Genomic DNA, 22,453 nt, shown 5'->3' on the forward strand with positions numbered 1-22,453 from the left:
TCAGGGAGGGCGTGCCGGGCCCCGTGTCTGCGCCGTGATCCGCCGGACGGGCTCCGGTCGGGCCGGCCGACGTCCGCGTGCCCCATGGGTCGCGTATGTCGCGAACGTCACGCAGTCACCCACGTCACGAACGTCACGCACGGGCGGGGCACGCTTCCGGGCTCAGCGGTGCCGGAGCGGTGTCAGCTGCTCGATGTCGTAGCGCCGGCGCAGGTCTTCGATGGCCTCGTGGTCCGGGGGGCCTCCGTTGCCCAGGATCTCCAGGAGTTCCTCGAAGTACCTCTCGTGGTCCGGGGGCGGGGAGGCCTGGAAGAACATCTTGGCCGGGGATTCCGTGGGGTTGGCGAACGCGTGCGGGCAGCCCGGGGGCACCACGATGACCGTGCCCGGCGTCGCCCGCACGACCCGCTTGCCGGAAGGGGACTCCCACTTCTGCCAGCGGTCGGGGGTCCGGATCCGCGGCTCGAACGCGAGCACGTCCAGCTCGCCCTCCAGCACGTAGAACAACTCCTCGCTGCGCGTGTGCACATGGGCGCCCACGTCGAAGCCCGGCGGGACCTCCACCTCGAAGGTGGAGGCCGTCCGGGAGTGCGAACCGGTCACCTTGAACGTCACACGCTGAGCGGGCGTCTGGACGACCCGGCCGTGGCCCGGCGGTACCAGCAGCCCCTCGTTCGCGGTGGGCGGGGAATCCCCGGCCGCCGGGGCGGGACCCGGATCCTCCACGACCGCGGTGGAGTGAGGCTCGTTCGTCGCCGTCATCTCGGCTCACCACGTCACGGACAGGGTCTCGGGCCCGCGGATCAACGCGCCCTTCCTGAAGGGCACCTGACCCGGCGGAACCGCGAGCCGCAGCCCCGGCAGCCGGTCGAGGAGGGCGTCGACCAGCAGCTGCGCCTCCATCCGGGCCAGTTGGCCGCCCGGGCAGTAGTGCGGGCCGAAGCCGAACGCCACATGGGGGTTCGGGCTGCGCGAGAAGTCGATCTCCTCGGGGTCCGGGAAGACGTCCGGGTCGCGGTTGGCGGCCAGGTACGACACGTAGACCGCCTCGCCCGCCCGGATCCGCACCCCCTTGATCTCCACGTCCTCCTGTGCGATCCGCGACAGCCCGACCGCGTTGCGGTGCGGGATGTAGCGCAGCAGCTCGTCGATGGCCTGCGGACGGATCTCCGGACGGGCGCGCAGCTGGTCGGCCAGCTCGGGCCGGGTCAGCAGGACGTAGAACATCTGCCCGCTGTTGCTGGTGACCGCCTCGCCGCCGATCTGGAGCAGCACCGCGAGACCCACGGCCTCCGCCAGGGAGATCTCACGGCGCCCGACGGCGGCACCGAGCAGCGAGGCCACGTCCTCGGTGGCGCTGTCGACGCGCGCGTCGATCAGCTCGGTGAAGTACGCGCCCATCTCCTCCTTGGCCCGCTCGCTGACGTCGGCGCCGTGCGAGGAGGACAGGATCAGCTGGGTCCATGTGTGCATGCTGTGCCGGTCGGCGACCGGAACACCCAACAGCTCGCAGATCACCGCGATCGGGAACGGGCTGAGCACCGCACTGGTGAGGTCGGCGGGCGGGCCGGCCGCGAGGAGCTCGTCGACCAGCTCGTCCAGCATCCGCCGGGAGTTCTCCCGCACCCGCTCGACCCCGCGCGCGGTCAGCGCGGGAGCGACCGAGCGGCGCAGCCGGGTCTGGTCGGGGGGGTCCAGGAAGCCCACCGCGCCACGGCTCGGGATGAAGTGCGGGGCGAGCCGGGTGACCTGCCGGTCCATGACCGCCTCACGGCTGAACCGGGGGTCGTTGGTGACCAGCCGCACATCCTCCATGCGGGTCACCAGCCACGCCCAGCCCCGGCCGTTGGCCAGCTCGATGCGGGTGACCGGGCCCTCCTCCATCAGGTCGGTCAGCACCGGGTCGAAGTCGACCCCGGGCAGGTCGAGCGCCGGCCAGTGCCGGATCGGGGGGAGGGCTCCGGGGGCGGGCTCGGTGCCGGGGAGCGGTTCGGTGAGGGGAGGTGGCTGGGTGACCGGTGGCGGCTCGGTGACGGGGAGGGGCTCCGTGGAGGGAAGGGGCTCGGTGAGGGGAAGGGGCTCGGCGGGGCTGAGCGTCTCGGCGGCGGTGAGCGTCTCCGTGAGGGTCAGCGCCTCGGAGAGCGTCGCCTCGCTCGCCCCGGCCGAGCGGGCCACGGCTGCCTTTCCGGTCGCCCCGGCCGCCTCGGCCACCCCAGCCGCTCCGGCTGCCCCGGAGGCCTCGGCCGCTCCCGTCACGTCCGTCGCCCCGGTCACGTCCGTCGCCCCGGTCACGTCCGTCGCCCCGGTCACGTCGGCTGTGTCGGTCATGACCGGCCCCCGTTCTGCCAGCTGCCGAGGGACATCTCCGCGGTGATGCCGGGCCCGAACCCGGCCAGCAGCCCGCGCGCCCGGTCCTCGACGCCGCCCTCGTCGAACAGCCGGCGCAGCGCGTCCAGGACGACCGCGCTCGCGATGTTGCCGTACTCGGTGAGCGTGGCCCGGCTGAACCGGAACGCGTGCGGCTCGACGTGCAGGAACTTGCTGAGGTCGTCGAGGATGCGCGGACCGCCCGCGTGTATGACGTAGAAGTCCAGGTCGGTCGCGTCCCAGCCGTGCATCGCGGCGAGGTCCTGCAGGGCCGGGGCGAGCGGCTCCATCGTGGTGGGCACCCGCTTGTCCAGCAGGAAGTGGAATCCGGTCTCCCGGACGTCGTACGCGATCCAGTCCTCCGTCTTGGGGATCAGGTACGAGCCGTTGCGCTCCAGCCGGACACCGGTGCCGCCGGTGCCGCGGACCACGGCGGCGGCGATGCCGTCGCCGAACAGGCCGTTGGACAGCAGCGAGCCGACGCCGAGGTCGGTCGGCTGGTAGCACAGCGAGCAGAACTCGCAGGCGACGATGAGCGCGTTGGCGTCCGGGTAGGCGGAGCAGAAGTCGTGGGCCCGGTTGATCGCGGCGCCGCCCGCCGCACAGCCCAGCTGGGCTATGGGCAGCTGGCGGGTGGTGGAGTCGAAGTCCATCTCGTTGATCAGCCACGCCGTCAGCGAGGGCATCATGAAGCCCGTGCACGAGACGTAGATGATGACGTCGATGTCGGTGGTCAGGAGTTCGGCGTCGTCGAGCGCTCGCTGGATGACCTCGGGGACCCGGGCCTTCGCCTCGTGCTCGTAGAGCTTGTTTCGCTCTTGGAAGCCGGGGTGCTTCAGGGTCTCCTCGATGGGCTGCACGATGTGCCGGGTGTGCACACCGGTGTTCTCGATCAGCCGGAGGGCCAGCGGGAGTTGCGGGTGGTCCGCGTGACGGGAACGCGCGAGCTCCAGCGTTTCCTCCATGGTGATCACGTGTTCTGGAACGGACACCGAGGGCCTGCACAAAGTCGCCATGATCCGTGCCTGCTTTCGCCTTCCGGAAGGCCGGTAGCCCCCCGGTCAGAGGGTGGTGCACCCAGAAGGGTGGTCCACCCACGATCACCCGGGAGAGCGATGATCTCTCGCGGGACTACTCCAATCCGGCGACGAGGGAACGGGGCCGCAGTGCCCCGGCACCGTCCGGCGACCGGCGCGCGAGAGGGCGGCGACGAGGAGAGAAGCGCAGATCAGGGGCTTCGGCGGCGCGGGGCGGGGACCACGGTTCGTCCCGCCCTCGCCGGGGATCGCGGAAGGCACGGCGAGCGAGGGCGCGCGCGCCGCGCCCGGCGAAGGGACGACGCGGCGGTGGGGGCGGCCGCGGCCCCGGGACGCGGAGCGATGGGCTCGTGGGGCCCCGGACGGCGGGGGCTTGTGTGCTGGGGGCTGGGCTGTGCGGGCCGGCTCGGTCCGGCGTGCGGTTCATGGCTCCCGGCTCGGCGTACGGTCCGCGGACCGGCGTATGCCCCCGGGTGGTCCGCGTGGTCCGCTGGTCTGCGTGGTCCGGTGCTTCGCGTGGTCCGCGTGACTCTGGCGCCGTCGGCGCGGTGCCGCGCGCGCTGGAAGGGTCGTGGCGATGCCTATCCGGAGGCCGCCCCGCTGCTGTGCGCGATGCAGGCGACGTCGATCCGGTCGGCCAGTTTGGCGAGTTCGATGGTCAGCGCGGCCACCGTGTCCTCGTCGAGACCCTCCTGCCCGGACTCCACCAGGCGCAGCCACCGGCCGCCCACCGTCCGCAGCAGCTTGCTCACATCTGCCGCGGCCACCTGCAAGGTACCGCGGTCGTCGACGATCAGAGGGAGAGTCACTTCGCGGTTCACACAGGGGATCGTAGCCGCGGAACGCTTACGCTCCGTGCCATACAGTGGTGATGTTGCAGAACTCGCGGATTCCGTGCCCGGACAGCTCACGGCCGTACCCCGACCGCTTCACCCCGCCGAACGGGAAGGCCGGGTGCGAGGCGGTCATCCCGTTGACGTAGACGCTGCCCGCCTCCAGATCCCGTGTGAACCGGTCGACTTCGGCCTCGTCGTGCGTCCACACGTTCGAACTCAGTCCGAACAGTGTGTCGTTCGCGATCAGCACGGCCTCGTCCAGGTCGGCCGCGCGGTAGAGGGTGGCGACCGGGCCGAAGGCCTCCTCCCGGTGGATCCGCATCTCACGGGTGATGCCGGCGAGGACCGTCGGCGGGTAGTACCAGCCGGGCCCGTCGGGGCGCTTGCCGCCGCACAGCACGGTCGCGCCGCCGCGCACCGCGTCGTCGACCAGTTCCTCCAGGTCCTTGCGGGCCTGCTCGCTGGAGAGCGGCCCGATCTGGGTCTCCTCGTGCAGCGGGTCGCCCATCTCCAGCGCCTGCATGCCCCGTACGAAGCGTGCGGCGAAGGCGTCGTAGACGTCGGTGTGCACGATGAACCGTTTGGCGGCGATGCACGACTGCCCGTTGTTCTGGCACCGCGCGGTCACCGCGACCTCGGCGGCCCGGGCGAGGTCGGCGGACGGCATGACGACGAAGGGGTCGCTGCCGCCCAGCTCCAGCACCGTCTTCTTGATCATCTCCCCGGCGGTGGACGCGACGGCCCGGCCGGCGGGCTCGCTGCCGGTGAGCGTGGCGGCCTTCACCCGCTCGTCATGCAGGATGTCGTCGACCGCGCTGGAGGGGACCAGCAGGGTCTGGAAGCAGCCCTCCGGGAAGCCGGCCCGGTGGAAGAGATCCTCCAGGTACAGGGCGGTCTGCGGCACGTTCGAGGCGTGCTTGAGCAGGCCGACGTTGCCCGCCATCAGGGCGGGCGCGGCGAAACGGATCACCTGCCACAGCGGGAAGTTCCACGGCATCACCGCGAGCACGGGCCCGAGCGGCCGGTAGCGCACCCGGACCTCGGTGGCGCCGGAGTCCTTCACGTCGACGTCGGAGGGTTCCTCGTCGGCGAGGAGTTCCTCGGCGTGGTCGGCGTACCAGCGCATCGCCTTCGCGCACTTCACGGCCTCCGCGCGGGCCTGTCGGACCGGCTTGCCCATCTCGGTGGTCATCATGCGGGCGACGTCCTTCTGGTCCTGGACGATGAGGTCGGCGGCCGCACGCATCAGGCGGGCGCGCTCGTCGAAGGCCGTCGTCCGGTAGGTACGGAAGGTGGCCTCCGCGAGCTGGAGCCGGCGCTCGATCTCCTCGTCGCCCATGGCCTCGTACGTCTTGAGCGTCTCGCCGGTGGCCGGGTTCACCGTGGCGATGGACATGACTGACCTCCCTGGGAGCGCTGTGCTTCGACCTTCCCGCGCCGCGGTGGCCGCCGCAACGCGTAGTGCCTCGTCAGAACGAGTGCTCCGCCAGTCGGTCGAGAAACGCGGCCTGGGCGGTGACGATCACCTCGCGCGCCCGGTCCAGGCCCAGCCACGCGACCCGGTCGAGTTCCGGGAACTCCTGGGTGCGCCCGGAGCGCGGCGGCCACTCCATCAGGAACGTGCCGGGGGCGATCTCCGCCGGATCGAGATCGCCCTCGACCGCCCAGACGGTCACGATCTTGCCGTTCTTCTGCCGGACCTCGCCGAGCGGCACGGCCTCGCCCTCGGGAGGCTCCACCCCCAGCTCCTCCCGGAACTCGCGGCGGGCGGCCTCCCAGGCGGGTTCGTCGGGCTCGTACTCGCCCTTGGGCACGGTCCAGGCCCCCGCCTCGCGCCGGGCCCAGAACGGGCCGCCCATGTGCCCGAGCAGGACCTCCGTGCCGGCCGTGCCGTCGCCGGTGCGCCGGAACAGCAGCAGACCGGCACTGTGCCTGCCCCGACGGTCGCTCACGGCCCGACCTCCGGGTGCGCGGCCAGCAGCGTCTCCACGGTGTCCGCCTCCTCGGGGCGCTTGTCCTCGCGGTAGCGCACGACCCGGGCGAAGCGGAGGGTGACGCCCGCGGGGTAGCGCGTGGACCGCTGCAGGCCGTCGTAGGCGATCTCGACGACCAGCTCGGGCCGTACGAGCACCCCCCAGCCCTTCTCGTCGACGGCCAGCTCCCGCAGCCGCTCCGTCTGCCAGGCCAGCATCGCGTCCGTCATGCCCTTGAAGGTCTTGCCGAGCATGGCGAACCCGCCGTCGGCGGTACGGGCGCCGAGGTGGAGGTTGGAGAGCTTGCCGGTACGGCGGCCGTGCCCCCACTCGGCGGCCAGCACGACCAGGTCGAGGGTGTGGACGGGTTTGACCTTCAGCCAGGACGCGCCGCGCCGGCCCGCGCTGTAGGGGGCGTCCAGCGCCTTGACGACCACGCCCTCGTGGCCGCGTTCCAGGGTCCTGGCGAGGAAGTCCTCCGCCGCCCCGACCTCCTGCGGTCCGGACACGACCGTACGTCTGACCCGCATGGGCTCCGGGACCAGCCGGGCCAGCTCGGCGTGCCGCTCGCCGAACGGCAGGTCGAGCAGGTCCCGGTCGCCCACCGACAGCGCGTCGAAGAAGACCGGCGAGACGGGGACCGCCTGGGCGGCCGTGGCCACGTCCACCCGGGAGCCGACGCGCCCGGCGGTCTCCTGGAACGAACGCGGGCGCCCGTCCGCCCCGAAGGAGATGACCTCGCCGTCCAGGATGAACCGCTCGCCCGGCAACCCCAGGGCGGCCGCGGTCACTTCGGGCAGCCGGTCGGTGATGTCGTCCAGGGTGCGGGTGTGGATCCGCACCGTGTCGCCGTCGCGGTGCACCTGGACGCGGATGCCGTCCAGTTTCTCCTCCACGGCGCACCCGCCCAGCTTGTCCACCGCCTCGGCCACGGAGGAGGCGCTGTGCGCGAGCATCGGCAGGACGGGGCGGCCCACGGTGAGCCGGAAGCGCTCCAGCGCCGCCGGGCCCTCCGCGAGCAGCGCCTGCGCCACGGTCTGCAGCGACCCGGCCAGCATCACCGCCCGCCGCACGTCCGCCGCCGGTGCGCCTGTCGCCGCGGCCAGCCCCTCCACGGCGACGGCGTCCAGTGCCCCCTGCCGGACCTCCCCGGTGAGCAGCCCCCGCAGGAAGCGCTGTTCGCCCTCGGTGGCCGCGCCCATCAACGCGCCGACGATCCGGGCCCGTTCCGTCTGCGAGCCGGGCCCGGACACCTTGCCCAGCTCGCTCAGCCGGGCGTCCACCTCGCGCACGGTGAGCGACGGCGCGGCGGCCGGGGGTACCTCGCGGCCGAGCACCTTCCAGCCCACCCCGAGCCGCCCCTGCGGCAGCCGTCCCGCCAGATACGGGATGACGATCGGCACGTCGTCCGCGTCCGCCTCCCGGAACAGCTCCGCGAGCAGCGCGGTTTTGCGGGACCGCGCCGAGGTCGCCGCGACCTCCCGTGAGACCTCCGAAAGCCGCGCGAGCAACATGCAGCCATGGTGCACCGCGAGCCGCCGGTGCACACCCGGGCGGCACGGTCTGTTCGGGAGTGCGGTTCGTGTGCGTGTCGCGGATCGTCCGTGGGGTGCGGTCAGCCGGTGGGGTGCGGTCCGTCGCGGCGGCCCGGACGGGGCCGTGCGGCCGGGCGGGGCCAGGATCGGCCGTTCCGCCCGCTCACCCCCGGGCGGTGCTCTGCCAGGTGCTCTGCGTGGTGCTCTGCGCGGTGCTCTGTGCCGCCACGGCCGCGTCGAGGTCGGTGAACAGGAGTTCGCCGTTGATCGCCGCGCCGGCCCGGTAGCCGCGGCTGGCCGCGTTGATCACCTGTTCGGCGAAGCCGCTGGCGTTCCCGGCGGCCCACAGGCCCGGGACGGTCGTCAGGCCCCGTTCGTCGATCACGGGGTAGGTGCCGAACGGCGTCTCGCGCAGCTCGGCGCCCAGCCGCCGCAGGAGACCGGTGCGCGGCAGCGCGCGGGGGGCGACGAACAGCACCTCGCGGTCGTGTGTCGTCCCTTCCCCAGAAGGGGTGCCCCCAGCGAGCCGGACGCCGGTCAGCCGGTCGTCCTCGACGGCCAGGCCCGCCACCTCGCCCGGCACCACGTCCACCCCCGCCGCGGCCAGCCTGCGCAGATCGTCGTCGGACAGCTCCGCCTCGCCGACCCGGTGCAGGAAGAGCGTCACGTCCTTGGACCACTGGGTGACCATCAGCGCCTGGTGCACGCTCAGCGGACTCGTGGCGAGCACGCCGAAGGCGCGGTCGCGCACCTCCCAGCCGTGGCAGTACGGGCAGTGCAGCACGTCCCGGCCGAAGCGCTCGGCCACGCCCGGGACCGCCGGGAGCTCGTCCTTCAGACCGGTGGCGACGACCAGGTGCCGGGCGTGGACGGTGCGTCCGCCCGCCAGGGCGACGTCGAACTCGCCGGCCGCGTCCCGGACGGCGTCCACCGCCCGGTCCCGGACCAGTTCGACCCCGTACCGTGCGATCTCCTCACGGCCGGCGGCCAGGAACCCGGCCGGTGACATGCCGTCCCGGGACAGAAAACCCTGCATGTGCGCGCTGGGCGCGTTGCGCGGCTCGCCCGCGTCGACGACCAGCGTGCGGCGCCGGGCCCGGCCGAGGACCAGCGCGGCGGACAGCCCGGCCGCGCCGCCCCCCACGACGACCACGTCGTACTTCTCGGTCTTCCCGGTCTTCATGGTCTTCCCGGTCTTCTCCGTCATGGTGACCACCTCCGCCGACGACGGTCACTCCTCCGGTGCCGGATTGACAAACGTGTTTGCCGAACCTGCAATATCAGGCATGACGACCGACGAGGTACTGGCAGGAGTGGGGCCGAGGCTGCGGCGCATCCGCAAGGAGCGGGAGGTGACCCTCGCGGCCCTGTCGGAGGCCACCGGCATCTCCGTCAGCACCCTGTCGCGACTGGAGTCGGGCCTGCGCAAGCCCAGCCTGGAGTTGCTGCTGCCGATCGCCCGGGCCCATCAGGTCCCGCTCGACGAGCTGGTCGGGGCGCCGGCGGTGGGGGATCCGCGGGTGCGGGCCAAGCCCCTCGTGCGCGGCGGCCGCACCCACTGGCCGCTGACCCGGCAGCCGGGCGGCCTGCAGGCGTTCAAGGTGCTCGAACCCCAGCGCGGCCTGGAGCCGGAGCCGCGCAGCCACGAGGGGTACGAGTGGCTGTACGTGCTCTCCGGGAAGCTGCGGCTGGTGCTCGGTGAGCACGACGTGGTCCTCACGGCAGGGGAGGCGGCCGAGTTCGACACCCGCGTGCCGCACTGGTTCGGCTCGACGGGGGAGGGGCCCGTGGAGTTCCTCAGCCTCTTCGGACCGCAGGGCGAGCGGATGCATGTACGGGCGCGGCCGCGCCGTCCGTGACCATGAGACGCTTTCCCTATCGGCAAGCAACCGCTTAGTATGCATGCGATCCCGGTCCGAGGAACGCAGTCCCGTGGAGGCGGCGCATGCAGGCATGGCGAGTGCACGAGAACGGTGAGCCGGGCGAGGTGATGCGTCTGGAGCGGACCGAGCGGCCCACGCCCGGTGACGGCCAGGTCCTGCTCAGGGTGCGGGCGGCCAACATCAACTTCCCGGACGCCCTGCTGTGCCGCGGCCAGTACCAGGTCCGGCCGCCGCTGCCCTTCACCCCGGGCGTGGAGATCTGCGGCGAGACGTCCGACGGGCGCCGCGTGATCGCCAACCCGGCCCTGCCTCACGGCGGCTTCGCCGAGTACGCCCTTGCCGACGCCGCGGCCCTGCTGCCCGCCCCCGAGGCGCTCGACGACGCCGAGGCCGCGGCCCTGCACATCGGCTACCAGACGGGCTGGTTCGGCCTGCACCGCCGGGCCCGCCTGGAGGCCGGCGAGACGCTGCTCGTGCACGCCGCCGCCGGCGGGGTCGGCAGCGCGGCCGTGCAGCTCGGCAAGGCGGCCGGCGCCACGGTCATCGGTGTCGTCGGCGGTGCCGACAAGGCCGCCGTCGCCCGGGACCTGGGCTGTGACGTCGTCGTCGACCGGTGTGGCGAGGACGTCGTCGCCGCGGTCAAGGAGGCTACCGGCGGCCGGGGCGCCGACGTGATCTACGACCCGGTCGGCGGCCAGGCCTACGCCCAGTCCGCCAAGGTCGTCGCCTTCGAGGGCCGGATCGTGGTCGTCGGCTTCGCCAGCGGCTCCATCCCGAACCCGGCGCTCAACCACGCCCTGGTCAAGAACTACTCGATCCTCGGCCTGCACTGGGGCCTGTACAACACCAAGAACCCGAAGCTGGTCCAGCACTGCCAAGAGCAGCTCACCGAGCTGGCCGCCCGGGGTGCCATCAGGCCCTTGGTGAGCGAGCGGGTGCCGCTGGAGGAGGCCGCGGCCGCAGTGCAGCGGGTCGCAGACGGTCTGACGACCGGCCGGGTGGCCGTCGTCCCGACGCTGGAGAACGGAGCCGCCGTATGACCGACGCAGCCGAACTGCTCAGCCGCACCAGGGAGTTGCTGGCCGCCCACCCGCCCGCGGCGACCGACCGCCTGGACTTCCTCAAGGCCCGCTTCGACGCGGGACTGGCCTGGGTGCACTACCCGGAGGGCCTCGGCGGCCTCGGCGCCCCGCGCTCCCTGCAGGTCGTCGTGGACGCCGAACTGGAGGCCGCCGGCGCCCCCGACAACGACTCGCGCCGCAACGGCATCGGGCTCGGCATGGCCGCCCCGACCATCCTCAAGTACGGCACCGAGGAGCAGAAGCAGCGCTACCTCCGGCCGCTGTGGATCGGCGAGGAGGTGTGGTGCCAGCTCTTCAGCGAGCCCGGCGCCGGCTCCGACCTCGCGGCCCTCGGCACCCGTGCCGTCCGGGACGGCGACGACTGGGTGGTGAACGGGCAGAAGGTGTGGACATCGGGCGCGCACAACGCCCGCTGGGCCATCCTCATCGCCCGCACCGACGCGAACGTGCCCAAGCACGCGGGCATCACCTACTTCATCTGCGACATGACCGACCCCGGCGTCGACGTCCGTCCGCTGCGGCAGATCACCGGTGAGGCCGAGTTCAACGAGGTCTTCCTCACCGACGTCCGCATCCCCGACTCCCGCCGCCTGGGCGAGATCGGCGACGGCTGGCGCGTCGCGCAGACCACGCTGAACAACGAACGCGTCGCCATCGGCGGCATGCGGTTGCCCCGCGAGGGCGGCATGATCGGCCCGGTCGCGAAGGCCTGGCGCGAGCGGCCCGGGCTGCGCACCCACGACCTGCACCAGCGGCTGCTGAAGCTGTGGGTCGAGGCGGAGGTCGCCCGCCTCACCGGGGAGCGGCTGCGCCAGCAGCTCGTCGCGGGCCAGCCCGGCCCCGAGGGCGCCGGCATGAAGCTCGCCTTCGCCCGCCTCAACCAGGAGATCAGCGGCCTGGAGGTGGAACTGCGCGGCGCCGAGGGACTGCTGTACGACGACTGGACCATGCGCCGCCCCGAACTGGTCGACTTCACCGGCCGGGACGCCGGCTACCGGTATCTGCGGTCCAAGGGCAACAGCATCGAGGGCGGGACCAGCGAGGTCCTGCTGAACATCGTCGCCGAGCGGGTCCTTGGCCTGCCCGCCGAGCCGCGCACCGACAAGGACGTCGCATGGAAGGACCTGGCCCGATGAGCACACAGCCGGATCTTCTCTACTCCGAGGAGGAAGAGGCGCTGCGCGCCGCCGTCCGCGACCTGCTCACGGACCACTGCGACCCGTCGGGAGTGATCGCCCGGGCGGAGTCGGACGCCCCGCACGACCTCGCCCTGTGGAAGGCGCTCGCCGACGGCATGGGACTGGCCGGACTGCTGGTGCCCGAGGACAAGGGCGGCCAGGGCGCCACGCACCGGGAGGCGGCCGTGGTCCTGGAGGAGCTGGGCCGCGCGGTCGCTCCCGTGCCCTACCTCACCAGTGCCGTCGTCGCCACCGAGGCACTGCTGGCGTGCGGCGACGAGGAACTGCTCGCCCGGCTGGCATCGGGCCGCTCGATCGGCGCCCTCGCGGTCGGCCTGCACCTGGCCCCCGGCGCCGCCTTCCCTGTCGTGCGCTGTGAGAACGGCACCCTGCACGGGGAGCTCACCGGCATCGCGGACGCGGCCGTCGCCGACGTGCTGCTGGTTCCCGCCGAGGACGGCGGCCTGTACGCGGTGGGCGCCGACGCGGCCACCGTCACCGGCCAGGTGTCCCTGGACCTGACCCGTCCGGTGGCCACCGTACGGTTCGACGGCGCCGCCGGACGCCGGATCGGCGACGCAGGGCCCGCCGTGCGCAGGGCCCTGCGCGCCGCGGCCGGACTGCTCGCCTCCGAGCAACTGGGGCTCGCCGACTGGACGCTGACGGAGACGGTCCGCTACCTGAAGGAGCGCAAGCAGTTCAACCGGCCCGTCGGCGGGTTCCAGGCGCTCAAGCACCGGCTCGCCCAGCTGTGGCTGGAGGTCGTGGGCCTCCGCGCCGCCGCCCGCAACGCGGCCGACGCGCTCGCGCGGGACGAGGACGCCGATGTCGCGGTGGCCGTGGCCCAGGCCTGCGCCGCCCCGGTCGCCGTCCACGCGGCCGAGGAAGCGCTGCAACTGCACGGCGGCATCGGTATGACCTGGGAGCACCCGGTCCACCTGTATCTGAAGCGGGCCAAGGCGGACTCGATCGCCTACGGCACGGCGGGCGCCCACCGCGAGGCGCTGGCCCGCCTGGTCGACCTCCAGGCACCCTGACGCGCCACCCTCGGCGCCGACGGCGGATCGCCGCGGTTCCTACCGCCACCGTCGGCGTCGACGGCGGATCGCCGTGGGTCGCTGCGCGTCACCCTCCGCGCCGACGGTGGGGTGCCGCGGTCTCCTCGCAGAACCACACGTTCGGAGGACACGTCAGCCGCCCGGACGAACCCTCCGCTACGCCACACTTGCGGCCGAAAGCCGCGAGTGGGCGTGGCGGAGGAGGTTCACGGTGGCCATTTCCATCTCTGGGGTGCTGTTGCTCGCGATCCTGGCGATCATCTTCGTGCGCAACGGCGCCCTGAAGTTCTCGCACTGCCTGGTCTGTGTCCTGCTCGGCTTCTTCCTGGCCGGCACCAGCATGGCCCCCACGATCCACGAGGGACTGGAGGCCACCGCCCAGATCGTCAGCAGCCTGCGGCCCTGAGCCCGTCTCGCGGGAGAAGCTCACGGGGCGGAGAAGACTCCGACCCCGTTCGCCACGGCCCGTTCGGCGCCCCCGCTCGGGTGGTTGAGCACGCTCGCCGCGCTCTTCCCGGGCTTCCGGACGACCAGCGTGCTGGAGCCGCCGCCGTCCAGGCTGAAGCCCTCCGTGGCACCCAGTCTCCGCAGCGCCGAGGCGAGTTCGGCCATCGTGAGACCGCTGCGGTACTTGGACGCGCCGTCCAGGGCCAGAAGCAGCAGACGGTGGCCGCCGCTCCCGATGCCCACCGCGGTGCGCACCGCCGTCGCCGTGTTGTCCAGGCCGGCCAGCGGGGCGCCGTGCCGCAGCACGGGGAACCCGCCGACGGCGAAGGCGTAGGCGGCCCCGGACGCCGCCGCCAAATGGTGCTCCACCCGCACCGACTCGCCCTTGAACAGCTTGCGCAGCTGCCGCGCTCCGGCCTCGCGGCCCACCAGCACCGTGGTGCCGGCCGGGATGGTGCCGCGGCCGGGCTTGCCGGCCGTGGCGACGACCTGAGCGCCCTTGACGGTGACCTCGTAGGTGTCCGTGCTGCACGGAGCGCTTCTGCTGGAGTCGGTGCCGCAGGTGGCCCGCGCCCGTGAGGCGCTGCCCCAGTCGGAGGTGTAGGCCCCGATCGAACCGACCGGCAGCGCGTACTGGTTCAGACCGCCGAGCTTCCACACTCCCTCCGGCGTGGTCACCGAGCCGGAGAGGGTCAGCCGGTCCAGGCGTGCGGTGCGGTCCGTACCCACACCGAGTACGTCCCCGGTCGTCGTCTCCGGCGGCAGGGCGGGCCCGAAGCGCTGCCCGCGCGGCACCGCGGCCTTGAGGACGCGCCCGTCGGCGATCTCCGGGCCGACGGACGAGCCGGTCACCGCGACGCCCGGGTGCTGGGTCTCGGAGATGTGGAAGAAGTCGCCGTTGACTCCCGCCAGCGCGCCCTGAGCGTCGGCGAGTTGGGACACAGTGCCCCGCGCCGCCACCGCACGTGGATGCAGCAGGCCGACCCGTACGTGCTTGTTGTCCAGGTCGACGCTGACCAGGTGCGCGTGGGTCACGCCGTGGGCCGCGCCGAGGTCGAAGTCGCGGTACTCGATGCCCGGGGCGATCGCCTCGGCGCGCCGTGCGCCGCCGGCACTGGCCGGCGAGGCCCCCACCAGGGCCGTGCCCGCCAGCGAGCCGCAGGCCAGGAGGATCGTCAGCGCCGTTCTGAGCCGTCCGCAGCGACATGTCGAAGTGCCCACCGTTACCCCTGATGTCTCGTCAACTTCGCCTGAACTCAGGGAAGTGCACCAGAAACCGGTGCCGCGCACGGTGTTCGGACGCCGACGACGCGAGAACGGATGGGAAAACGCACTCCTTCGGGTGCTTCGAGAGACGACGGCGGGGGCTCGGGCGGCTCTCGGCGGAGGTCCGGCCGGGCACCCCGCTTGTGCCTGGCTCAGGGGTGGTGAAGTACGCCGATCACAGGGGCGTCGGGATCCCGCACGCAGAACCGGCGAGCGGGCGAGGGAGAGGGGGGCCGTCAGCCCGGCGAGGCGGGGAAGGGGAGGGGAGGGCTGCTCAGCCTGGCGAGGCGGGGAAGGGGAGGGGAGGGCCGGTCAGCCCGGCGAGAGGGGGGTGGGCGTCACCGGCCGTCCGCGAGCGGCTGCTCGGTCCAGACCATCTTGCCCGAGTCCACGTACCGTACCCCCCACGAGTGCGCCAGCTCCGCGGCGATGAACAGGCCACGGCCACCCTCGTCGGCCACCCGGGCGTGCCGCAGGTGCGGCGCGGCCTGGCCCGCGTCGCGCACCTCGCAGGTGAGCGTGCGGTCGTGGATCAGGCGGACCTCGATGGGCGGCGCCCCGTACCGCAGGGCGTTGGTGACGAGCTCGCTGACGATGAGCTGTGTGTTGAAGGCCGTCTCGTCGTCCACACCCCACTCGGCCAGCTGCTCGCCGGTACGACGGCGAGCGGTCGCCACCGAGGCGTGGTCGTCGCCGAACCGCCAGTTCGCGAACCCCTCGGCCGGGAAGGAGCGGGTGCGCGCGATGATTACCGCTGCGTCCCCGGCGCACAGACCCTCGGGGAGGCTGTAGACGACGTCGTCGCACAGCTCCTGCAGCGGTCGCTCGGCGTAGTCCGGCGCCGCCCGCAGCGGGCGGGAGGACTCCGCCAGGTACGCGGTGACCAGCGGGTCGCTGGTGAAGACCAGGACGCTGCCGGCCGGCACCTCGAACTCGGTGGTCGCGAAAGGCGCGTCCTCCGCCACGCCCAGACACGGCCCGGCCGGGGTGTCGGGAACGCTCATGGTGTGGTCGGGGCGGATCACCACGGGGGCGAGATGCCCGGCCGTCGCCATGCAGCAGGTGCCGGTCAGGGGGTCGTGGATGGCGTACGCGCAGTCGGCGGTGAGCGCCTCCCGGCGGAGGGGATCTCCCAGCGGCAGATTCGCTCGCTCGAACGCAAGTTCGGCGGCTGTGTCGTGCAGCCGGGCCAGGAGCTCGTCCGGGGAGAGATCGAACGCCGACAGGGACCGCACGACCGTTCGCAGCTGCCCCATGCTGGCCGCCGCGTTCAGGCCCTGCCCGGAGACGTTGCCGACCACCAGCGCGGTCCGGGCGCTGGACAGAGTCATGGTGTCGTACCAGGAGCCGGGGTCGGCACCGCTCACCGACAGATAGGCGGTCTCCAGCGACGCGTGCGTCTCGGGGCGCCGGGGCAGCAGCTGACGCTGGACGGTGGCGGCGATCGTGTGCTCACGGATGTAACGCCGCGCGTTGTCGATGGCGAGGGCGGTGTGGGCGGCCAGCTCCACCGCGAGCTGCCGGTCGCCCGTGTCGAACGGCGGCGACTGTCCGGTGCGGTACAGGCTGACCAGGCCCAGCGCCGTGTCGCGCAGCGCCAGCGGCACCACCAGCAAGGTGTGCGACTTCGAGGAGTGCATCGCCTCCGCCCGCGCCGGGTCGAAGGGCATCCACGGGTCGGACGCGTGCAGGGGCACCACCCGGGGGCGCAGATCGGCAAGCGCCTGGGTGAAGGGCGTGGGCCCCGGCAGCCGGTGCACCTCACCCACCGGATACGCCTGTGGCGGGTGCGCCCGGCCGCTGCGGAAGGCGGTGCGCATCAGCGCGGTGCCCGGCGGCAGCGGGGCCGGCGGCGGCTCGTCCCCGCGGATCACCGAGTCCACCACCTCCACGATCGCGACGTCGGCGAACTCCGGAACCACGGCCGCGACGAGTTCCTCACCGGTCACCGCCGGGTCCAGCGCCCGACCCACCCGCCGCCGCGCGGCGTCGAGGACCTCGGTGCGGGCCCGCCCCCGCTCGCGCTCCGTGACGTCGACCGCGGTGACGGCCAGCCCGAGCACCTCCGGCTGCGGCCCTCTCTCCAGACGCACCGCGGTGACCTCGAAGTCGCGCTCCTCGGGCGGTTCCCCCTTGATCTGCGCCCGCACGATGCGCTGCCACAGGGGTTCCCCGGTCTCCAGCACCTGGTGCAGCACGGTCTCCATGTCGCTGTCCTCGACCATGCGGTACACCTCGCGGACGGGCCGTCCGACCAGGTCGTCCAGATGCACACCCCGCATGGCGGGCGTCGCGGTGTTCAGCCGCACCACTCGCAGATCGGTGTCCAGCAGATGGAGCCCGACCGGTGAGGTGGTGAACAGTGCCTCCAGCATGGCGGCCGACGCCTTGTCCACGGGCCGTCCCGGATCGCCGTACGCCACTGGGACCTCCTTCGGACTCGGCCGACGCACCCGGCCCGCCCGGGCACGCGCCCGCCGGCACGCGCCCGGGGGCGCCTCTCCAGCGTGCTCCGCCCGCGGTCGCGCCGCACGCGCAGCACCCTGGCCGCACGACCGCCGACGGCAGGTGGGGAGGACGGTGTCCGTCAGGCGAGGTCGACCAGTCTTATGTAGCGGACCCAGTCCCAGTTCGGCCCTGGGTCGGTGTGGTCCGTGCCGGGGACCTCGTAGTGCCCGATGATGTGGGCCCGGTCCTTGGGGATGCCGTACCGGTCGCAGACGGCCGAGGTGAGTCTGGCCGACCGCTGGTACAGGGCGTCGGTGAAGTAGGCCGGCTCGTCCACCCACCCCTCGTGCTCGATGCCGATGCTGTGCGTGTTGTAGTCCCAGTTCCCGGCGTGCCAGGCGATGTCCGCTTCATGGACGCACTGCGCGACGTGCCCGTCGGCGGACCGCACGAGGTAGTGTGCGGACACCTTCTGCTGGGGGTTCTGGAAGATGGCCAGGGTGTTGGCGTACGTCTCCTGGGTGACGTGGATGATCACTCGGTCGACGGAGTAGCTGGTGGGCCGGTCGGACGCCGTGTAGTTGGAGATGCTCGCCGGCTGCCACTCGGCGGGGGGATAGTCGACGGCCCCGGTCCGGGCGCCTGCCCGGGTGGCGGGAAGTAACGCGTAGGGAACGACGGCCAGGGTGGCGCCCTTCAGGATCCGTCGTCTGGTGGGCTGGAGTCCGGCCCGGTCCATGGGCGATGGCCTTTCTCGTGGGGTTGCTCGTCGTCGTGGGCTCGCTCGTCCTCGTGGGGACGCTGGTCGCTGGCAGGGGTCGGTTGCTCGCGGGATGTCTGGCCTCGGAGGATGCGTCTCGGTGCGGTGAGTCTCGCGTACTGCAGGCCGCTCCCCGCGGAGCACGGCCGCACCCGTGTGGCTGGTGTCGCGTCCGACGGCCAGGGTGATGCGGCCGCTCGCTCGCGCCTCTCCGTCCCGGGCCGGATCGGCGCTCGCGTGAATTACGGTACGGCGCCCGGGGGTTGGGCTGAAGAGCACCGCCACGTTCGGTGGACAGGCGGGGAACTGTGGAAAACTCGGCCACCCGAACGAGTGAAGTGGGCCTGTGGTCAGGCGCGTTCGGCTACCGCCGCCGGGTCGTCGAGGACGGCCCGTACCACCGCGTGCGCCGCGCCCAGGAGCGGACCCTCCGGGCCGAACCGGGACACGGACACCGGGCAGGCCGGTCCGGCGGTGCGCCGGGCCAGCTCGGCCTCCAGCGACGGCAGCAGCCAGGGCGCGAGAGCGGCCAGCGCGCCGCCCAGCACGACGGTCTCGGGATCGAGCAGATTGACCGCGCCGGTCAACGCGATGCCGAGCGCCGTACCGGCGTCGCTCAGCGCGCGCCGCACGCCCTCGTCGCCGGCCTCGGCGCGGGCGGCGAGCAGCCCGACGCGGCCCTCGCCCGGTTCCAGGCCCGCCGCCCGCAGCACCGCCTCCTCGCCCGCGTACTGCTCCAGGCATCCGCGCCCGCCGCACGCGCACGCGGGCCCCTCCGGCTCGACCGGCACATGCCCCAGCTCACCCGCGAAGCCGCGGGTACCGCGCAGCAGCCGTCCGTCGACCACCACGGCGGCACCGATGCCGATCTCCGCCGACACGTGCAGGAAGTCCCGTGGTGTGCCCTCGCCGAGCCAGAGCTCCGCCAGAGCACCGAAGTTCGCCTCGTTGTCCACGGCCGGGGCGAACTCGTCGGGCAGCAGGGCGGCGAAATCGGTGTCGTGCCAGTCGAGGTTGGGTGCCCGCACGACCGTACGGCCGTCCCGGGCGATCAGACCGGGCACGGCGACGGCGAGTCCCGCCGGCCACAGGCCCTGCTGCCCCGCCTCGGCGACCACCTGGGATATGAGCGCGGTGAGGTCCTTCGCCACCGGTTCGGCCGAGCGTCCCCGGTTCGTGCCGTGCCGTACCGCGCGCGCCCGCACCTGGCCGCGCAGGTCGACCACGCAGGCCGCGAGGTGATCGACCCCCACCTCCGCACCGACCCCGGCCGGGCCGCGCCCGCTGACGGCCAGCGCCGAGCCGGGGCGGCCCACCCGGCCGGGCCGCTCGGGGCCCAGCTCCTCCAGCAGCCCCGAGCGGATGAGCTCGTCGACGAGCGTCGACACCGCCGCCCGGGTCAGACCGATGCGGGAGGCGACCGCCGCCCGGGACAGCGGCCCCTCGGCGCTGACGGTGTGCATGACCCGGGCGAGGTTGCGGCGACGCATGCCCTGCTGGGTGTCGGGCAGCGCCCGTCCGGGACGGGCGGGGTGCGGCTCGTGCAGCGGTGCGGTCATGCCTCCGTCGTCCTCGGTCGGTGTCCGGCGGCGGGAGCCCGCCGCCGGTGCCTGTCGGCGGGTGCCCGCCGGTCCGGTCAGCAGGTCAGCGGCCCCGCTCCAGCAGCGGGGCCGCGTCGGAGAGTACCCCGGAGATCCTGGCCAGCGTCTCCTCGTCCCGCTCCACGGCCTCCAGCACCGGTCCGTCGGCGGTGTTCCAGCGGCGGGCGACCGCGGCCGGGGACTCGCCCGTCAGCAGGCCCGCCGCCTGCGCGGCGGCGCCCAGCGCGACCAGTTCCTTGGCCTGCGGGACCTGCACCGGCCGTCCCGACAGCCGCCGCACCGTCTGCTGCCAGGCCGTGCCCCGGGCCCCGCCGCCGATCAGCAGCAGGGGAGTGGTCCGGTCGGCGTCCTGGTCGAGGACCAGGTCCAGCGCGCCGAGCAGGGAGTGGACGGCGCCGTCGTAGGCGGCCTGCAACAGCTGCCCGGCGGTCGTGTCGTGACGCAGGCCGTGCAGCAGCCCGGAGGCGTCGGGCAGGTTCGGGGTGCGTTCGCCGTCCAGGAAGGGCAGCAGGGTGACGGTGGTGCCGGGCTCGACGGCCTCCCGGTCCCGGCCGAGCAGGGCGGCGACGCGGTCGACGGCGAGGGTGCAGTTCAGGGTGCAGGCCAGCGGCAGCCAGTCGCCGTGCGCGTCGGCGAAACCCGCCACGGTGCCGGACGGGTCGGCGGGGCGGTGCCGCGACACCGCGTACACCGTGCCCGAGGTGCCGAGGCTCAGCACGGGCGTGCCGGGCCGCAGCCCGAGGCCGAGCGCGGCCGCGGCGTTGTCACCGGTGCCGGACGCGACCAGGGTGCCCTTGGAGAACGGCAGGTCATGGATGTCGCGCACGGTGCCCGCCACCTCGCCGGGCCGCACCACCCGGGGCAGCAGCGCCGGGTCGAGCCCGACCCGGGCGAGGATCTCCTCGTCGTAGGCCTCGGTCGCCGATGCCCACCAGCCCGTTCCCGAGGCGTCGCCCCGGTCGGTGGTGCCCTGGCCCGTCAGGCGCTCGGTGAGATAGTCGTGCGGCAGCCGCACCGCCGCCACCGACCGCGCCGCCTGAGGTTCGTGCTCGGCCAGCCAGGCCCACTTCGTCACCGTGAAGGAGGCGCCGGGCACGCTGCCCGTGCGCTCCGCCCACGCCTTCGGGCCGCCCAGCTCGGACACGAGCCGCCTGGCCTGCGGGGCCGAGCGCACGTCGTTCCACAGCAGTGCCGGGCGTACGGGTTCGCCCCGGGCGTCCAGGGTGACGAGCCCGTGCTGCTGGCCGGCGACCGAGACGGCGGCGGCCTCGTGCGCCGCCTCTCCGCACTGGTGCAGCGCCGCGCGCAGGGCGTCCCACCACTGGCGCGGGTCGCTCTCGCGGCCCGCCCCCGAGGACACGGTGTGCGGTGCCTGGCCGCTCGCCACGACCCGACCGGTGGCCGCGTCGACGACGAGCGCCTTGGTGGACTGGGTGGACGAGTCCACACCGACGACGAGCGGACCCTCGGCTGCTGACATCGGCTCTCCCTAACTTTTTTCGCGGCTCACGGGATCTGACCTGCGGTTTCAACGTTTCTCCGGGGCCCGTGACCCGGGTGTGGCATCGGTCGGGCCCCCCTGTCCCTTCCCAGGGACGCGTCGGCATACTAATTTGTAAACCGCCATGACGAAATAGTCGCAAGCGAGCAAGGAGCCGCGGCATGAACTACCAGCCCACCCCCGAGGACAGGTTCACCTTCGGCCTGTGGACCGTCGGCTGGCAGGGACGGGACCCGTTCGGCGACGCCACGCGCCGCGCCCTCGACCCGGTCGAGACGGTGCAGCGCCTGGCCGAACTGGGCGCCCACGGAGTGACCTTCCACGACGACGACCTGATCCCCTTCGGGTCCTCCGACAGCGAGCGCGAGTCGCACATCAAGCGCTTCCGGCAGGCGCTCGACGCGACCGGCATGACCGTGCCGATGGCCACCACCAACCTCTTCACGCACCCCGTCTTCAAGGACGGCGGGTTCACCGCCAACGACCGCGACGTGCGCCGCTACGCGCTGCGCAAGACGATCCGCAACATCGACCTGGCGGCCGAGCTGGGCGCGAAGACCTATGTGGCCTGGGGCGGCCGCGAGGGCGCCGAGTCCGGCGCCGCCAAGGACGTCCGTGCCGCCCTCGACCGCATGAAGGAGGCCTTCGACCTCCTCGGCGAGTACGTCACCTCCCAGGGCTACGACCTCCGCTTCGCCATCGAGCCCAAGCCGAACGAGCCGCGCGGCGACATCCTGCTGCCCACCATCGGCCACGCCCTGGCGTTCATCGAGCGCCTGGAGCGCCCCGAGCTGTACGGCGTGAACCCGGAGGTGGGCCACGAGCAGATGGCCGGCCTGAACTTCCCGCACGGCATCGCCCAGGCCCTGTGGGCGGGCAAGCTCTTCCACATCGACCTCAACGGCCAGTCCGGCATCAAGTACGACCAGGACCTGCGCTTCGGCGCCGGTGACCTGCGTGCCGCCTTCTGGCTGGTCGACCTGCTGGAGAGCGCCGGCTACGACGGCCCGCGCCACTTCGACTTCAAGCCGCCGCGGACCGAGGACTTCGACGGCGTGTGGGCGTCGGCGGCCGGCTGCATGCGCAACTACCTCATCCTCAAGGAGCGCGCGGCCGCCTTCCGCGCCGACCCGGAGGTCCAGGAGGCCCTGCGCGCCGCCCGGCTCGACCAGCTCGCCCAGCCCACGGCGGCCGACGGCCTCCAGGCGCTGCTCGCGGACCGTTCTGCCTTCGAGGACTTCGACGTCGACGCGGCCGCCGCGCGCGGCATGGCCTTCGAGCAGCTGGACCAGCTCGCCATGGACCACCTGCTGGGAGCGCGGGGCTGACCCACAGGTGCGGGGGTGTCCGGCACGCGCGTGCCGGACACCCGTCGGCCCCTCAGCGGCGCGCTGTGACGGGCGCACGTACTTCACTGCCGGCTCTTCACTGCTGGCTCTCCACTTCCGGCTCGCGGTTCACTGCCGTCTCGCGCCGATGAG

General features: G+C 73.2%; 18 protein-coding genes and 1 pseudogene. 6 read left to right on the forward strand and 13 right to left on the reverse strand.

Annotated features, from left to right (window positions below; all coding sequences use genetic code 11):
* Positions 1–162: 162 nt before the first annotated feature.
* The 8 genes and pseudogenes from R2S09_RS20855 to R2S09_RS20890 all read right to left on the reverse strand — a co-directional run bounded on the left by R2S09_RS20855 (position 163) and on the right by R2S09_RS20890 (position 8,955).
* Positions 163–762 carry a cupin domain-containing protein gene (locus tag R2S09_RS20855; protein WP_306185496.1) on the reverse strand — a complete coding sequence of 200 codons (600 nt, stop codon included), beginning with the start codon at positions 760–762 and terminating at the stop codon, positions 163–165.
* A gap of 6 nt (positions 763–768) precedes the next feature.
* Positions 769–1,947, reverse strand: a complete 1,179-nt coding sequence (locus tag R2S09_RS20860; protein ID WP_316742618.1) for a cytochrome P450 — start codon at positions 1,945–1,947, stop codon at positions 769–771.
* A gap of 377 nt (positions 1,948–2,324) precedes the next feature.
* Positions 2,325–3,392 (reverse strand): annotated as a pseudogene (locus R2S09_RS20865) (type III polyketide synthase); the annotation flags it as partial.
* A 593-nt stretch (positions 3,393–3,985) separates the two neighbouring features.
* Complete coding sequence (locus R2S09_RS20870) at positions 3,986–4,225, reverse strand: DUF6213 family protein (protein WP_316742559.1); 240 nt, start codon at positions 4,223–4,225, stop codon at positions 3,986–3,988.
* A 25-nt stretch (positions 4,226–4,250) separates the two neighbouring features.
* Entirely contained in the window at positions 4,251–5,636 is a 1,386-nt protein-coding gene (locus tag R2S09_RS20875) for an NADP-dependent succinic semialdehyde dehydrogenase (RefSeq protein ID WP_306185493.1), read from the reverse strand.
* A 73-nt stretch (positions 5,637–5,709) separates the two neighbouring features.
* Positions 5,710–6,192: an NUDIX domain-containing protein gene (locus R2S09_RS20880; RefSeq protein WP_306185491.1), complete on the reverse strand. Its 483-nt coding sequence runs from the start codon at positions 6,190–6,192 to the stop codon at positions 5,710–5,712.
* Positions 6,189–7,727: an ATP-dependent DNA ligase gene (locus R2S09_RS20885; RefSeq protein WP_306185490.1), complete on the reverse strand. Its 1,539-nt coding sequence runs from the start codon at positions 7,725–7,727 to the stop codon at positions 6,189–6,191. Before R2S09_RS20885 ends, R2S09_RS20880 begins: the two co-directional genes overlap by 4 nt.
* A 184-nt stretch (positions 7,728–7,911) precedes the next feature.
* Entirely contained in the window at positions 7,912–8,955 is a 1,044-nt protein-coding gene (locus R2S09_RS20890; RefSeq protein WP_316742562.1) for an NAD(P)/FAD-dependent oxidoreductase, read from the reverse strand.
* A gap of 79 nt (positions 8,956–9,034) precedes the next feature.
* Between R2S09_RS20890 and R2S09_RS20895 the strand changes: the two genes are divergently transcribed.
* The 5 genes from R2S09_RS20895 (at position 9,035) to R2S09_RS20915 (ending at position 13,355) form a co-directional block, all read left to right on the forward strand.
* Complete coding sequence (locus R2S09_RS20895) at positions 9,035–9,607, forward strand: helix-turn-helix domain-containing protein (protein WP_306185487.1); 573 nt, start codon at positions 9,035–9,037, stop codon at positions 9,605–9,607.
* 86 nt (positions 9,608–9,693) lie between these two features.
* Entirely contained in the window at positions 9,694–10,671 is a 978-nt protein-coding gene (locus tag R2S09_RS20900) for an NADPH:quinone oxidoreductase family protein (protein WP_316742565.1), read from the forward strand.
* Positions 10,668–11,849: an acyl-CoA dehydrogenase family protein gene (locus R2S09_RS20905; protein WP_306185484.1), complete on the forward strand. Its 1,182-nt coding sequence runs from the start codon at positions 10,668–10,670 to the stop codon at positions 11,847–11,849. The genes R2S09_RS20900 and R2S09_RS20905 overlap by 4 nt, the downstream gene beginning before the upstream one ends.
* A complete protein-coding gene (locus tag R2S09_RS20910) occupies positions 11,846–12,928 on the forward strand; it encodes an acyl-CoA dehydrogenase family protein (protein WP_316742567.1) in 1,083 nt (360 codons plus the stop codon). Before R2S09_RS20905 ends, R2S09_RS20910 begins: the two co-directional genes overlap by 4 nt.
* A gap of 232 nt (positions 12,929–13,160) precedes the next feature.
* Positions 13,161–13,355, forward strand: a complete 195-nt coding sequence (locus R2S09_RS20915; RefSeq protein ID WP_030167020.1) for a hypothetical protein — start codon at positions 13,161–13,163, stop codon at positions 13,353–13,355.
* A 20-nt stretch (positions 13,356–13,375) separates the two neighbouring features.
* Here R2S09_RS20915 and R2S09_RS20920 read toward each other — a convergent pair whose 3' ends face one another.
* From R2S09_RS20920 to xylB, 5 genes are all read right to left on the reverse strand, one after another.
* On the reverse strand, positions 13,376–14,617 hold the full coding sequence (locus R2S09_RS20920; RefSeq protein ID WP_306185479.1) for a phosphodiester glycosidase family protein: 1,242 nt from the start codon (positions 14,615–14,617) through the stop codon (positions 13,376–13,378).
* 383 nt (positions 14,618–15,000) lie between these two features.
* Positions 15,001–17,085 (reverse strand): SpoIIE family protein phosphatase, encoded by a 2,085-nt coding sequence (locus tag R2S09_RS20925; RefSeq protein WP_306185477.1) that lies wholly within the window; start codon positions 17,083–17,085, stop codon positions 15,001–15,003.
* Positions 17,086–17,249: 164 nt separating this feature from the next.
* A complete protein-coding gene (locus R2S09_RS20930) occupies positions 17,250–17,849 on the reverse strand; it encodes an N-acetylmuramoyl-L-alanine amidase (RefSeq protein WP_316742571.1) in 600 nt (199 codons plus the stop codon).
* Between the two features lie 371 nt (positions 17,850–18,220).
* On the reverse strand, positions 18,221–19,429 hold the full coding sequence (locus R2S09_RS20935) for an ROK family transcriptional regulator (protein ID WP_316742572.1): 1,209 nt from the start codon (positions 19,427–19,429) through the stop codon (positions 18,221–18,223).
* An 85-nt stretch (positions 19,430–19,514) separates the two neighbouring features.
* Positions 19,515–20,951 (reverse strand): xylulokinase, encoded by a 1,437-nt coding sequence (xylB, locus tag R2S09_RS20940; RefSeq protein WP_306185474.1) that lies wholly within the window; start codon positions 20,949–20,951, stop codon positions 19,515–19,517.
* Between the two features lie 182 nt (positions 20,952–21,133).
* Between xylB and xylA the strand changes: the two genes are divergently transcribed.
* Complete coding sequence (xylA, locus tag R2S09_RS20945; RefSeq protein ID WP_316742574.1) at positions 21,134–22,300, forward strand: xylose isomerase; 1,167 nt, start codon at positions 21,134–21,136, stop codon at positions 22,298–22,300.
* The last annotated feature ends 153 nt before the right edge of the window (positions 22,301–22,453 follow it).

Origin of the sequence: Streptomyces sp. MK7 (assembly GCF_032658145.1) — a bacterium.
GTDB lineage: Bacteria > Actinomycetota > Actinomycetes > Streptomycetales > Streptomycetaceae > Streptomyces > Streptomyces spiralis.